14 protein-coding genes are annotated in these 13,997 nt (G+C 71.0%); all 14 read right to left on the bottom strand.

The window, feature by feature from the left end; translation table 11 throughout:
- Window positions 1-69: 69 nt before the first annotated feature.
- On the bottom strand, window positions 70-609 hold the full coding sequence (locus EVS81_RS05950; protein WP_130109577.1) for a GNAT family N-acetyltransferase: 540 nt from the start codon (window positions 607-609) through the stop codon (window positions 70-72).
- Window positions 606-1,652 carry an LLM class flavin-dependent oxidoreductase gene (locus EVS81_RS05945; protein ID WP_130109576.1) on the bottom strand — a complete coding sequence of 349 codons (1,047 nt, stop codon included), beginning with the start codon at window positions 1,650-1,652 and terminating at the stop codon, window positions 606-608. The genes EVS81_RS05950 and EVS81_RS05945 overlap by 4 nt, the downstream gene beginning before the upstream one ends.
- A gap of 27 nt (window positions 1,653-1,679) precedes the next feature.
- On the bottom strand, window positions 1,680-2,441 hold the full coding sequence (locus EVS81_RS05940) for an amino acid ABC transporter ATP-binding protein (protein WP_130109575.1): 762 nt from the start codon (window positions 2,439-2,441) through the stop codon (window positions 1,680-1,682).
- Window positions 2,438-3,367 carry an amino acid ABC transporter permease gene (locus EVS81_RS05935; RefSeq protein WP_205879400.1) on the bottom strand — a complete coding sequence of 310 codons (930 nt, stop codon included), beginning with the start codon at window positions 3,365-3,367 and terminating at the stop codon, window positions 2,438-2,440. Before EVS81_RS05935 ends, EVS81_RS05940 begins: the two co-directional genes overlap by 4 nt.
- A gap of 20 nt (window positions 3,368-3,387) precedes the next feature.
- Window positions 3,388-4,239, bottom strand: coding sequence for a transporter substrate-binding domain-containing protein (locus tag EVS81_RS05930; protein WP_165384195.1), 852 nt, complete (start codon window positions 4,237-4,239; stop codon window positions 3,388-3,390).
- A 352-nt stretch (window positions 4,240-4,591) separates the two neighbouring features.
- Window positions 4,592-4,885, bottom strand: a complete 294-nt coding sequence (locus EVS81_RS05925; RefSeq protein ID WP_130109573.1) for a chorismate mutase — start codon at window positions 4,883-4,885, stop codon at window positions 4,592-4,594.
- Window positions 4,886-5,235: 350 nt separating this feature from the next.
- Window positions 5,236-6,018 (bottom strand): ABC transporter ATP-binding protein, encoded by a 783-nt coding sequence (locus EVS81_RS05920; RefSeq protein ID WP_130109572.1) that lies wholly within the window; start codon window positions 6,016-6,018, stop codon window positions 5,236-5,238.
- Entirely contained in the window at window positions 6,015-7,214 is a 1,200-nt protein-coding gene (locus tag EVS81_RS05915) for a FecCD family ABC transporter permease (protein ID WP_205879399.1), read from the bottom strand. The genes EVS81_RS05920 and EVS81_RS05915 overlap by 4 nt, the downstream gene beginning before the upstream one ends.
- Window positions 7,211-7,996 (bottom strand): class I SAM-dependent methyltransferase, encoded by a 786-nt coding sequence (locus EVS81_RS05910; RefSeq protein ID WP_130109571.1) that lies wholly within the window; start codon window positions 7,994-7,996, stop codon window positions 7,211-7,213. The genes EVS81_RS05915 and EVS81_RS05910 overlap by 4 nt, the downstream gene beginning before the upstream one ends.
- Window positions 7,993-9,027 (bottom strand): ABC transporter substrate-binding protein, encoded by a 1,035-nt coding sequence (locus EVS81_RS05905; protein ID WP_205879398.1) that lies wholly within the window; start codon window positions 9,025-9,027, stop codon window positions 7,993-7,995. The genes EVS81_RS05910 and EVS81_RS05905 overlap by 4 nt, the downstream gene beginning before the upstream one ends.
- Window positions 9,028-9,145: 118 nt before the next feature.
- Window positions 9,146-9,718, bottom strand: coding sequence for a DUF421 domain-containing protein (locus EVS81_RS05900; protein ID WP_130109570.1), 573 nt, complete (start codon window positions 9,716-9,718; stop codon window positions 9,146-9,148).
- Between the two features lie 44 nt (window positions 9,719-9,762).
- Window positions 9,763-11,391, bottom strand: a complete 1,629-nt coding sequence (locus EVS81_RS05895) for a serine hydrolase domain-containing protein (RefSeq protein ID WP_130109569.1) — start codon at window positions 11,389-11,391, stop codon at window positions 9,763-9,765.
- A gap of 115 nt (window positions 11,392-11,506) precedes the next feature.
- Window positions 11,507-12,211 (bottom strand): response regulator transcription factor, encoded by a 705-nt coding sequence (locus EVS81_RS05890; protein WP_276319087.1) that lies wholly within the window; start codon window positions 12,209-12,211, stop codon window positions 11,507-11,509.
- Window positions 12,204-13,964 (bottom strand): sensor histidine kinase, encoded by a 1,761-nt coding sequence (locus EVS81_RS05885; RefSeq protein WP_165384194.1) that lies wholly within the window; start codon window positions 13,962-13,964, stop codon window positions 12,204-12,206. The genes EVS81_RS05890 and EVS81_RS05885 overlap by 8 nt, the downstream gene beginning before the upstream one ends.
- Window positions 13,965-13,997 lie beyond the last annotated feature (33 nt).

The raw sequence follows: 13,997 nt of genomic DNA, 5'->3' as shown, positions 1-13,997 counted from the left end.
GGGCAGAGACGCTCGGAGAATCAAGGAATCAAGCCTCCGGGGATAGCTGCGGGTCAAGGGGTCGCAGGCTCACATCTCGTCGTCCGCCGCGGCCGCCGCCGCAGCGTCGAGCGGCCCCAACGGCAGCACGTACGCGTGCAGATCGAGCACCTTCGTGTCGCCGAACCACAGGCCGTCGCGCTCCGGACGGCGCTCGAAACCCAGGCCCTCGTACAGCCGGTGCGCACCGACCATGAACGGCTGAGTCTTCAGCGAGACCGCCACGGCGCCGGCGTCGCGCGCATGCTCGATCACCCGACGCATCAGCAGCGCCCCGATCCCGCGCCTGCGTGCGCTGGGAGACACCCCGAGCAGACGCACATCGATGTCGTTCTCAGGCACCCCCTCGTGCAGGCTCGGGCCGTCGATGCGCCGCGACGTCACGCTGCCGAGCACCCGCGCTCCTTCTGCGGCGACCCACACGTCGTAGTGCTGAGCCCGCACCCGGGCCTCGCGGTTCGGGTCGGGGTGGTCGTTCGGGCCGTAGTCGTGGGCGTAGGCCTCCACGATCGCCTCGTCGATCCTCGCGTACTCGTCGGCGTGGGCGAGGCGCACCTCGATCTCGCTCACGCACCATCACCCCCGCGCTCGGTCGCCCGGCGCCAGCCCAGGGCGGGGCCGATCTCGGTGGCGAGCTGGTGCAGAATGTGCTTCCAGTCGGCCAGCTCGAACTCGAACGGCAGCTCGAACAGGTAGTCATCGGCGGCTCGGAACGCGACATCGGTCGTGATGTACTCGACGATCTCCTCGGTCGATCCCAGCACGTCGAGGGCGATGATGGTGTTCTTCCCGTGCACCTTCCGGGTGCGCGGGGCACGGGCTTCGGCATAGTCCCGGTACTTCGCGGCCTGGGCATCAGTCGCACCGTCCGTGGGTACGATCACGCGCGCCACCGAGACGCGCGCTGCGTCACCCGAGGGGTGCTGAGCGCGGAACGCATCGATCTGATTCCGCTGCGCCTCGGCGAAGTCGGTGATGCCGTTCTCGGCGGAGCTGATGTTGCTGACCAGCCAGTTGAACCCTGCGCGGCCGGCCCACTCGGCCGAACGCAACGATCCGCCGCCGTACCAGAGCCGTTCCGACAGCCCTGGGCTGTGCGGCTCCACCCGCGCAGAGTCGAAGTCGCCGCCGATGCCGCTGTACTCGGGAACCTCGCGCACCGCCTCGCCCGCGAGCAGACGGCGCAGCCGCTCGAGACGACCGTAGCCGTAGTCCTCCTCGCGCCACCCCGTGTCGTAGACGGCGTCGTTCACCGCGTCATCGCCGTACCCCGGAGGGTGCACGCTCAGCCCCGGAAGCACCCTGCCCCCGGAGAGCACGTCGGCTGTGCCGAGATCCTCGGCAAGGCGGAACGGGTTCTCGAAACCCGCCGGGATCACGGCAGTGCCGAGGCCGATGCGCTCGGTGCGCTGAGAGAGGGCGGAGAAGAAGGTGGACGGCGACGGCAACCCGTGCTGCAGATGCCGAGTGCGCACCCACCCGCTGTCGAGACCGAGCTCCTCGGCGTACTCGAACAGCTCGAGCCCCTCTTCGAGGCCGCGTCGGGGGTTCTCTCGGTCGAACGGCACCAGATGGATGAAGCCGAGATGCTGGATCGGGCGCTCGATGGTCATGGTTCTCCTCAATGGACGGATTCGGAATCAGATCTGGTACTCGGGGCCGCCGAACGCGAGCCGGTACTCGCGCAGGAATGCGAGCGCGCGTTCACTCGAGTCGGGGCCGAAGAACGTCTCGGGTGCCGAATCGTCGAGAACGCGACCGCCCTCGAGAAACACCACGCGGTCCGACACCTGCCTCACGAAGTTCATCTCGTGCGACACGAGCACCATGGCCTGCCCCTCAGCCGCGATGGAGCGAATCGTGGCGAGCACCTCTCCGACGAGCTCGGGATCGAGCGCGCTCGTCGGCTCGTCGAGCAACAGCACCTCGGGTTCCATGGCGAGCGCGCGGGCGATGCCGACGCGCTGCTGCTGCCCGCCGGAGAGCTGCGACGGGTACTGGTGCACATGGGCAGAGAGCCCGACACGGTCGAGGTACTGCCGCGACTCCCGTTCGGCTTCGCGGCGCGAGCGGCCGCGCACCACGGCAAGCCCTTCCGCGACGTTCTCGAGCGCGGTCTTGCGCGAGAAGAGGTGGAACTGCTGAAAGACCATCGCGGTGCGGCGGCGCAGTTCGAGAATCTCTCGCGTGCTCGCCCGTTCGGCGTCCACCGTCAGGTCGCCGATGATCACGCGCCCGCTGTCGGGTCGCTCCAAGAAGTCGAGGCAGCGCAGCAGGGTGGACTTGCCCGCCCCCGAGCTGCCGACGATCGCCGTCACCTCGTGGGGGCCGAACTCGATCGACAGGTCGTCGATGATGGTGCGATCCCCGAACGACTTGCGAATCTTCTCGATCCGGATCATGCCCTCGTCCCTTCCCATCCGCCGCCGGACACCGTCTCTGCGTCGCCCCGCCTCGGCGAGACCGCAGCACCCGGCGCGTCGGCGGCGACGGTCGTCACCGCCGACGCCGACGCCGACGCCGACGCCGACGCCGTCACCGTCACCGTCGCCGTCGCCGACGCCTCCGCCGACGCGGTCCGGGCCGCGGCCTGTTGCGCCGGCAGGCCCCGCCGCCGCTTCTCAGAGGATCCGGGCCGCTGCATGCGCCGCTCCACGCGGCGCGCCACCTGCTCGATCGCCACGGTCATCACCCAGTAGATGATCGCCGTCGCGAGATAGGCCTCGAAGAACCGGTAGTCGCGGCCCCCGAGAATCCTGGCGTACGCGGTGACCTCCACCATCGACACCAGGAACGCCAGCGACGACTGCTTGAGCATTCCGACGAAGTAGGTCACCAGCGTGGGGAACGCGATCACAGACGCGATCGGGATGGTGATCCGTCGCAGCGTCTGGCCCGATGTCATGCCGAGGGACTGGGCCGCCTCGATCTCTCGGCGATCCACCGCTCCGAGCGCCGCTCGAATGGTCTCCGAGCTGTAGGCCGCCTCGTGCAGCGCGAACGTCAGCCCGGCGACGAGAAACGGACTGATGGCGAGTGCGTCGAGCTCGGTGCCGAATGTCCGGTTGATGGAGAGGATCGCAATCGGCACGGCATTCACGTTGAGCAGCAGCTGGACCAGGATGGGCGTGCCGCGCAGGTACGAGACGAACAGCGCGTTGAGCTGCCGCACCACCGGAATGCGCGACATCTTGATGAGCGCCATCACCAGACCGATGAACGTGCCGAGCACGGTCGCGAACGCACTGATTCCCAGCGTGAGGGGAACGTAGGGCAACAGCGCGAGCGTGTATTCGGCGATGGTTCCGAAGTCGACGATGTCGTTCATGGCCTGTCTGCGTTCAGCGATCAGGGAGTCGGGGTGACATCGAGGCCGTTGAAGAACTCTTCACTCAGCGCCGACGCCGTTCCGTCGTCGAGCAGCTCCTGCAACGCCTCGTCGACCTGTGCGATGAGGTCGCTCTGGTCGGTCGCGCGCGAGAACGCATAGGCCGAGTAGAGGTTGGTTCCGTAGGTCTCGACGAGGGAGTCGCTGTCGAGCGCTTCGAAGGTGACGTCGAGCCCCCCATCGATTCCGTACCCCTGGTACACCACCTCTTCGGAGAAGATGAAGTCGACCGTGCCGGCCGCGAGCCCCTGGAACTGCTGCTGCAGCTCGAGATCGGTGTAGACGAGCTCGACCGCTTCCTCCGGGTTCGCTTCGTTGTACTCCTCGAGGATTCGCGTGTAGTTGAGGCCGGGCGTCGCATAGGTCGTGCGTCCTGCGAGGTCGCTGAGATCGGTGATGCGGTCCACCTGGTCGCCCTCCAGCTGCACGATCCCGAAGACGGCCTCGATGTACGGGACCGAGAAGTCGTACTTCTCCCGCCGCTCCTCGGTGGCGCTGAGGTTGTTCGCCACGACCTGGAATCGGCCCGAGTCGAGACCCGGGAACAGCGCCGGAAAGTCTGAGGTGCGGAAGTCGAACTCGTACTCGTCGAGGCGATCGTCGATCAGGCGCAGCAACTCGATGTCGTATCCGGTCAGCTCGTCGTCGTCGCCGATATAGGTGTAGGGACGCACCAGGGCCGACGTGCCCACCACGATCGTCTCGACGTCGTCTGTGCTCGCCTCACCGCCCTGCGGCGAGCACGCCACCATACCCATCGTCAGAGCCGTTGCCATGCCGAGCGCGACTGACGTACGAGCAATGCGTTTCATCTCGAGGTTCCTTTCGAATTGCGGCACCGGATCATTCGTGATCCGCCGCCTCAGACTAGGAACCGCGCAGACATCACTGCAAGTTATGTGACACATGATTACTTATTATGAGTATCGAGCGGTGACGCCTCCGTGGGCGCACGGCCGGCGCGACCACCACTGCGATACGCGCGCGATGAACTCCGGAACCGCACCCGTGAGCAGGTCAGAAGCCGGACCGCCTCCCGCCGGCATCTCGTCCGGTCGGGGAGTGGAGGCCCGGCTCCGCGCAGGCACCCCACTCCGGCCGGGCGACGATCCTCACAACGTTTCGCGCGCGGGCCGGCGCGGGTTCGCGCGGGTTCGCGCGCGACTACTCCGCGCGCGCTCGGTGCACGGCGAGCTCGAACTCGATGAACCCGGCGATCATCGCCCGGTACGCCCCCTCGACCACGTCGGGGGACGCGCCGGCTTCAGCGGCCAGCTCGCGAACCTTGCGGATCACCTGCTCCACCCGGTCGGGCGCGCGTACGCCCTGCTCGTCCTTCTTGAGCGCTCCTGCCGCGACCACCCATTTCTGGCGCTCGGCGATCAGCGCGATGATCTGTCGATCCAGGTCGTCGATCGCGGTGCGCACCTCTGCGAGCGAGGCAGCTGGTTCCGTCATGGCTCGAGCTTAGCGAGGGTCGTACGCCGACACGGTGATGGTGATCGTGGCGCCGGATTCGCGGGGGTCTCCGGGCGCGGGGAATGAGTGTCCGCACGGCCCCGAACCGCAGGATGCGCGCCACGCTGAGCGTCAGGGGCGGCTCGTTCCATCGACCGCATGCACATGCTCCTCGTGTCCGTCGGCGTCGGCGCTGTGCCCGACCTCATCGCCCAGCAGGTCGATCGTGCACGCCAAGACCCGGATCGGATGCCTCGATGGCGGCGCGGGCGCCGCTCCCTGACGTAGCTCGTCGAGGCGCCCGCCCGACGCGCCGCTCACGCCGACGCGCCGACGCGCCGACGCGCCGCTCACGCCGACGCGGCGCTCACGCCGAGGTAGGTCGCGACCGGGGATCCGGTGTGCTGCGACGGCTCGACGACCGCGGCGACCCCGTAGACGTCTCGGATCAGCGCGGAGGTGATGACGGCCTCCGGCAGTCCGGCGGCGCAGATCCGCCCGTGCTGCAGCACGATGATGCGGTCGCAGAAACGCGCGGCGAGATTGAGGTCGTGCATGGCGATGACGACCGTGAGCCGTTCCGCGGCGAGCAGCTCGAGCATGTCGAGCTGGTAGCGGATGTCGAGGTGGTTGGTGGGCTCGTCGAGCACGATCACGTCCGGCTGCTGGGCGAGCGCCCGGGCGAGCTGGGTGCGCTGCTGCTCGCCGCCGGAGAGGGAGCGCCAGCTGCGGGATCGGTGCGCCAGCATTCCCGTGACCTCGAGCGCGCGCTCGACGGCCTCGTGGTCGCGCGCGCTCAGGGCGTCGAACGTGCCGCGGTAGGGCGTGCGGCCCAGCGCCGCGGCGGCTTCGACGGTGACGTCTTCGTGCACCTCGAGCGCCTGCTCGACGATGGCCAGGCTGCGGGCGAGTTGCCGCCGGGGGATCTCGCCGACGGGGACGCCGTCGAGCCGCACGACTCCGTGATCGGGGCGTCGCAGACCCGCGAGGATGCGCAGCAGCGACGACTTGCCGGCTCCGTTGGGGCCGAGGATCCCGAGCACCTGCCCCGCCGGCGCTTCGAGGCTGACGTCGTCGAGAATGCGCCGAGACCCCTGGGTCCAGGTGATGCTCGAAGCGGCGAGGGTGCTCATCGTGCGGCGGCCTTCCTGAGGACGAGTGCGAACACGGGAGCCCCGAGGAGCGCGGTGACGACGCCCACCGGGATCTCGTGGGGCGAGAACGCGGATCGGGCGAAGGTGTCGACCCAGATGAGGAAGATCGCGCCGCTCAGGGCCGAGAGGGGCAGAAGGGTGCGGTGCCCGGGGCCCGTCAGCAGGCGCACGATGTGCGGCACGAGCAGGCCGATGAACCCGATCGCGCCCGAGGCGGCGACCGCTGCCGCGGTCATGAGCGCGGTGAGGATCATGAGCGACACGCGCGCCCGTGCGACACGGATGCCGAGCGACGCCGCGGTGTCCCAGCCGAAGGCGAAGGCGTCGAGCGCGGGCGCGAACATGAGGCACAGGAGGGTGCAGGTGAGGATCACCGCTCCGGCGATGAGCAGCGGCTCCCACCGGGCGCCGCCGAGCGAGCCGAGCAGCCAGTAGGTGAAGCCGCGGGTGGAGTCCGCGTCTCCATCGAGCATGAGCACGAGCGACGTGACCGCTGAGAAGAACTGCGACACGAGCACGCCGGTGAGCACGACGCGGGCCGGGTTGGAGATGCGCCCGCCGCCGATGAGGAGGAGGACGATGCCGAAGGCGACGAGCGCGCCCGCGAACGCTCCGGTGGAGAGGCCGATCGCGCCCGATCCGAGGCCCAGGATCATCACCGCGACCGCGCCGGTCGACGCTCCGGAGGAGACGCCGAGCAGGTAGGGCTCGGCGAGCGGGTTGCGCGTGACGGACTGCAGGACGGCGCCCGAGACGGCGAGTCCCATGCCGACGACGCCTGCGAGCAGCACGCGCGGCAGGCGCGATTCCCAGATGAGCGCGTCGATGAGGGGCGGCGCCGCGGGCCCCGGCGCGAGCACCCCGAGGCCGAGGTGGCGCACGAGGATCCCGTAGACGTCTATCGGCCCGATGTCGGCCGTGCCGATGAACCCGGCAGTGAGCACTGAGAGCACGAGCCCGACCGAGCAGACGACGGCGCCGAGCCCCGCGCTCAGGCGGCGCGCCCTGCTGGGACGCGGCGCGGCAGGCGCGGCCGACTCGCCGGGCGCGGCCGACGCGCCCGGCGCGGCCGACTCGCCCGGCGCGGCCGACTCGCCCGGCGACCCCGGCGCCGTCGAGGACAACTGTCCCGGGAGCGTGCGCGACCGCTCCGCCTGCTCGGCCTCGGCGGTCATCGTCTGGCGAGCACGACGACGTCGTCCCAGAACCGCCAGAGCACACCCGACTCGCGGAAGCCCGCTGCGCGCAGCGCGCTCACATGCAGCTCGAGGGGGGCGTCGGCGGTGGGCGGGCGGCTCGCGAATCGGCGCTCGCGCTCGGGGAGGAGCGCGGCGAGCCCGGGATCGGCGGACGCCTGCTCCCACCACTGGTCCCACGTGAGCGCTCCGTCGGCGTAGGCCTCCCTGCGGGTGCGCGCATCGTCGGCCGCGGCTCCGGCGGCGAGGAACGGCTGGGAGCGGGGCTCGTAGCGCAGGTGGTCGCCGTTGAGGAACAGGCCCGACTCGGGGAGCAGCCGGCCGAGCCGCTCGTACACGGCGACGAGCTGGTACGGGGCGAGCCAGTGGAGCGCCGTCGACGAGACCGCGGCGTGCACGGTGGCACCGCCGAGTGCCTCGGTCCAGTCGCCGGCCAGGTCTGCGTCCACCGCGGTGAAGCGTCCCGGATGCCGGTGGTCGAGCCAATCGCCGGCGATGCGCAGCAGGATCGGGTCGTAGTCGACGCCGATCACCCGGGCGCCCGGAAACCGGTCGAGCACGCGGTGCGACAGGCTTCCCGGGCCGCAGGCGAGATCGAGCACGGTGAGCCCGGATCCGTCGGCGCCGAATGCGTCGGATGCGTCGAGCAGGTGCGCGATCGCATCGAGCATGATGCCGAACCGCTGCTCGCGGTGCGTGATGTAGGCCGCCTGCTGATCGTCCCAGCGCTGCACGAGCGCGTCGAGCGCCGCGCGGTTCATCCCTCGCCGCCGAACTCGACCAGCCCGTCGGCGACCGCGGTGATCGCTTCCACGCTGTGCATGGACGGATCCATGTACTGGCCGGGAACGACGATGAATCGCTCATGGATCACGGCGTCCATGGTCTTCGTCAGCGGGTCGCTCTTCAGGAAATCGATCTTCTCCTGGGCCGTGTCGCCCGGGTAGCCGCGGGTGAGATCGCCGAGGATGATCGCATCGGGCTGCCGCTGCGCGATCTCGTCCCAGCTGACCTCCGGCCACTTCGTCTCGGCGTCGGCGAAGAGGTTCTCGGCGCCGAGCATCTCCGTCACCGTCTGCGGCAGGCCCCCGGGCCCCGCGACGGAGGGCGTGGCGGCCGAAGCCGCGGTGGAGTAGAACCAGACGAGCTTCGGGGTGCCCTCGATCCGTTCGGCCGTCTCGAGGCCCTCGGCGATGATGCGCTGCTGATCGGCCACGACCTGCGCGCCGGCTTCGGGAACGCCGAATATCCCCGCGACGGTCTCGATCTCCGCGAAGAGCATCTCGAAGGTCGCGCCGCCCTCGACGGCCGCGTGGTAGGTGCAGTCGAACTCTGTGAGGTACGTCGGCACGCCCAGATCGTGCAGTTCGGAGCGCTCTCCCGCGTTCTCGGCGGTGAGGAACGACGCGAAGGACGAGTAGACGAAGTCGGGCTGCGCCTCGAGCAGGGTCTCGTGCTTCAGGATGCCGTCGGAGAGGAGGGGGATGCTCTCGTAGGCTTCGGCGATGTCGTCGGCGACGTGCTGATTCTGGTAGGCGGTGCCCACGACGCGGTCTTCGACCCCGAGGGCGATCAGGATCTCGGTGGCCGATTGGTTCAGGGAGACCGCGCGCTGCGGCGGGCTCTCGATCTCGACCGTGGTTCCGCAGTTGTCGATCGTGGCGGGGAATGCGTCGCCCGCAACCTCGCGATCCCGGTCTCCTCCGTCGGCGACGGACGGAGCGCCGGCGCAGCCGGCGAGCAGGGCGGCTGCGCCCAGCGTAGCGATAATAGGAATCGTTCTCATCTTCATGGGGTCAACTCTAGTGCGTTCCGCGGGGCGGGACGAAATCGAGGAGCGGCCGGATCCGCCGCCGCGCGAGGGAACGGTGGAACCGAGCCGGGAGGGGGCTGAGATCCGCCTCGGCGGCTCAGTCGCGTGCGGTGAAGAGGTGCTCCTCGGCGCCGACCACGTGCGCGAAGAGCGCGGGATCGAGCGGTGCGCCCGCGCGGATCAGCGAGTAGTCGCCGTGGGGCTCGAGGATGATGCACTGCACCTCGGCCGGGGCGGCGACCCCGGCCCGGCGCATCGCCGTGTGCAGGTCGGCCTCGGAGGTGTGCGTGCGCCTGCAGGCCGTCTCGATGGCCCGGCCGTGGGCGAAGACGAGCACGGGCCGGGCGCTCACGAGCCGTCGCGTCGCCCAGGTGCGCTCCACGGCGCCGAAGATCGCCTCCATCACCATCAGGGTGACGAGGCCGATCACGCCGGCCGCCACCGTTGGCGGGTGGCCGAGGATCACGCGCCCCGCGACCGCTCCGAGCATGATGAAGACCAGGGCGTCGAAGCCGCTCGTGACGGTGAGGATGCGCGCACCGAAGATGCGCACGAGCAGCAGGAAGACGAGGTAGATGATGACCGCGGAGGCGATGACGACCGGGATGCGGTGCCACTCGATGCCGAGCGCCGCGATGAGGGTGTCGGTCCAGCCGCCCGGTGGTTGCATCCCTCCACACTACGCCGCTTCGCCCGCGGCCGGATCGCCGCCCCCTACTCGTCGATGCGGGTCCAGGTGCCCAGCCCGCGCGAGTCGAACGACTGCATGGTGATGCGGATCCCCGTGGCGTCGCGGGTGAGCGTGGCGCTCGAGAGCGATCCGAGGGGTGCGTTCTCATTGTTCGGCGCATAGGCGAGCCGGCTCTCGTCCCACGGCAGCAGCTCGAGCTCGGTGACCCCCTCCGGGCCGACGCGCGCCACGAGCGCGTCGCCGCGCCGCTCGATCAGCATGTCGCCGAAGTAGCCGTTGCGGTAGCGCCCCAGCAGCTGCTCGGCGTCTGCGGGATAGGAGGCCGCGGCGGGCGGATCCTCGCCGACCAGGTCGCCGACCGGGGCGAGCTGCGCCGCGAAGAACCCGCCGAAATCGGCGGTCCAGTCGCGAGTGACCGAGCCGAACTGCACGATGTCGGTGAACTGCGCGATGAGCGATTCCGGTGCGCCCACCGGGGCGCCGTTGGTGAGCGCCACGATCCCGAGATCCCAGTCGGGCACGACCTGGAAAGCGGTGCCGGCTCCCAGCACGAACGCTCCCGAGTGCGAGAACGACATGCGCCCCGACAGCAGGGGAGACGCGTTGAAGCCGTGCCCGTAGTGCGACGGGCGCACGGTGAGCTCGGTGCCGGTGCCCGAAACGATCTGGGGCGACATCGCGGCTCGGAGCGCGGCCGCGTCGGCGACGGTCGCGTCGTCGCCGACCGTGCGGCCGTCGTTCAACAGCACCTGCAGCCACTGCGCCAGATCGTTCGCGGTCGACGAGACTCCACCGGCGGGGGCCTGGGGATCGGGGTCGCGGTCGTAGAGCGGCAGGAACTCCCCGTCGACCTTGGCGTGCAGCAGCGCCCGGTCGTCGTGGGAGAGGAAGTCGGCGTGCCGCGCCGAGGTGGAGACCATGCCGATGGGGTCGAACACGAGCTCGTCCATCAGATCCTCCCAGCTCTGCTGCCGGGACTCGGCAACGGCCTCGGCGCCGACCGTGAGCCCGAAGTTGGAGTAGTGGTAGGTGCTGCGGAACGCGTCGAGCGGTTGCAGACGGAGGCGCTCGAGGATCGTCCGCCGATCGTAGCCGATGTCCTCCAGGTCGTCTCCCGCCCCGGTGAAGAGCCCCGTGCGGTGGCTGAATGCGTCGCCGACCGTGGCCGTCTCGGTGACGATCGGATCGGAGAACGCGAAGCCGGGGAGGAGTGTGCGGATCGGGGTGTCCCAGTCGAGCGCGCCGTCGGACTGTCCGATGGCCGCCGCGACGCCCGTGGCCGAAAGCGGCTTCGACAGCGACGCGATCTGGAACACGGTGTCGGGGGTGACGGGCAGCTCGGTCCCGGCCTCCCGCACGCCGAAGCCCTCGGCGTAGACGGTCTCGCCCCCGTGCACCACGGCGACCGCCATGCCCGGCACGCCCGTGTCGTCGAGCGTGCGCTCGACGAGCCCCGGCAGCTGCTCGAGCGCCGCCGCGACGGCCCGCTCATCGGAGACGTCGCCCGGCAGCGCGATCACGTCCTGGTTCGGCTGATCGCCGAGCAGCACGGCGGCTCCCTCGTGCGCGGTGTCGCCGGAGCACGCCGTCAGCAGCATCGAGGCGGCCAGCACCGCCGCGGCGCCGACCGACGCCGAGTTCTTCTTCCCCATGCCTCAGAGTCTGGCAGCTCGCGGGTGCGACGGCTAGCGACGTAGGTCCCCATCCCGCGCCGCAGCCCGGTGCGCGAGGCCGCGCGGCAGGCGGCTCACGACTCGGCGCCGCGGCTCACGACTCGGCGCCGCGGCTCAGGTAGCGCAGCACCGCCAGCACCCGTCGGTGCGCGTCCGAGGCGAGGGGCAGCCCGAGCGCATCGTAGATGCGCGAGATGTGCTGCACCACCGCCTTCTCGGTGATGAAGAGGCTGCTCGCGATGGCCGAGTTGCTGCGCCCCTGCGCCACGAGCGCCAGCACCTCGAGCTGCCGCTCGGTCAGCCGCGCGACCGCCGTGTCCGAGCGGGCGGCGCGGGCGACCATGATGTCGATCACCTCGGGATCGATGGCGGTACCGCCCGCGGCCACCTCCCGCAGGTCGCCGACGAACGCGTCGACGTCGGCGATGCGCTGCTTCAGCAGGTAGCCCACGCGCCCCGGCATGCGCGAGACCCCGCCGTCCGGCCCCGGATCCTCGACCCCGAGCAGTTCCATCGCGTACCGGCGCTGCACGTGCTGCGACAGCACCATCACCGCGGTCTGCGGCCGGGCCGCGCGGATCGCCGCCGCGGCGACCAGCCCCTCGTCGGCGAAGCGGGGCGGCATGCGGATATCGGTGATCACGAGGTCGGGTCGGGCCGCCTCGGCCGTAGCGAGCAGCGCGTCGAGATCGCCGACCGAGCCGACGATCTCCATCCCGGCCTCGAGCAGCATGAGCTCGAGCCCGCGCCGCAGGAGCACCTCGTCCTCCGCGATCAGCACGCGCAGTGCATCAGACACACGGCACCTCCGCTCGGATCCGCGTGCCGCCGCCCGCGGGGCTGCGCAGATCCCAGGCGCCCCCGAGCACGTCGATGCGCTCGGCGATGCCGGTCAGGCCGGATCCCGAGCCGGGCCGCGCCCCGCCGCGCCCGTCGTCGCCGACCTCGAGGTGCAGCGAGGATCCCGCGATCTCGATGCGCACGGAGCCGGAGCCCGCTTCGGCGTGCTTGACCACGTTGGCGAGCGCCTCGGCGATCACGAAGTAGACGGTGCTCTCGACCGCGGGCGGCAGGTCGCGACCGTCGAGTCGCAGGCTGAGCCGCACCGGGATGGGCATGCGATCCACCAGGTCCTCGGCTGCGGCGGAGAGCCCGCGCTGCACGAGCGAGGCGGGCATGACGTCGTGCACCAGCTCACGCAGCCCCGCGGCCGACCGGTCGATGCTGCGGCGCAGGCCGACGGCGCGCTCGGCGACCCGCCGATCTCCCGCGGCGGCGTGCGCCAGCTGCTGCGCCTCGATCCCCAGCAGCACGAGCTCGGCCTGCAGGCCGTCGTGCAGATCCTGCGCGATGCGCCGGCGCTCGGCGTCGGCGACCTCCACCAGCCGCTCCCGGGATCGCTGCAGATCGGCGCGGCTCGCCCGCAGCAGCGCCGTGAGGCGCTCGCGGTCGAGGGCGATCGCGACCGCGCGGCTCGCGGTGCGCACCGACTCGACGTCGGGCACGAGGGCGGGATCGTAGACCAGCGCGCCGATGCGGCGGCCATCGAGCCCCACCTCCTCGAGCGCGCGCCGCGGGTCGAAGCGGTCGGCGTCGATGGGCCGGCCCGCGGCGTCGAGGTAGCGGGCCGCGTGCGGATCCCAGAACCAGAGCTCGAGAGACGGATCGCCGAGCGCCCGGGTGAGCACCGCCGAGACGTCGGCCCGTTCGCCGGTGACGTGCGCGAGCCACACGCCGAGCTCCTCGAGCTCCGCGGCCCGCGCGATCCCGCCGCGGAGTGCGGCCGCGACGACCGCGATCGGCGCGATCGTGAGCACCGAGAGCTGCAGGTACCCCGCAGCTTCTGCGGACCACCCGAACACGGTCGGGAGCAGCTGCGAGGCGGTGAGCAGCAGCAGGATCGACACTACGCCGAAGGCGGAGAGGGGCGCCAGCACCCGCCGCTCCGCAGGGGTCGCCCGCCGGATGCGCACGGTCAGCACCGCGGCCGTCGCGGCGAAGGCCGCGGTGCCCACCGTCGACTGGGCGATGCCGCCCAGGGCGGCGAGTTCGGGGCGGGGCGCGGCGCCGAACAGCGGTTCCGGCCCCCACAGGGCGGCGGGCAGACCGAGCACCGTGGAGGCGAGGTAGCCCGCCGTCACGGCGGCCCGCGCCCATCCGCTCCGCAGCCGGCCGGTGGGGAAGGCCAGCAGCATGTGGATCAGCGTGGCCAGCGGCAGCGTGGCCGCGAGCGTGCCGACGGCCGCGAGCGGCGCGTTCATCGAGTTGCCGAGGCCCGCCAGCAGCATCGCGACCGCCGAGAGCAGCAGCAGCGGCCCCATGAGGCTCTCGGGCCGGCGGTCCCAGGCCAGCAGGCCGATGAGCACGTGCAGCAGGACCGAGACGGGGAAGATGAGCAGGCCCGGCCCGCCCGGCCCGCTCGGGGGGACCGCGACGAGCAGCAGGGCGATGCTGAGGAGCGCCGCGCAGAGCACCGCGAGCAGCGCTCGCCGCAGCGAGCGGCGCAGCGGTGCGCGGTCCTGCTCGCGGGCCGTGCCCGGTGATGCGCTCATGCCCCCAGCTAAGCACAGGCGGGGTCGTCCGCC

Source organism: Leucobacter triazinivorans (assembly GCF_004208635.1).
Lineage (GTDB): Bacteria > Actinomycetota > Actinomycetes > Actinomycetales > Microbacteriaceae > Leucobacter > Leucobacter triazinivorans.
The sequence above is the reverse complement of the archived record's forward strand: the minus strand, read 5'-3'. Positions and strand labels throughout refer to the sequence as shown.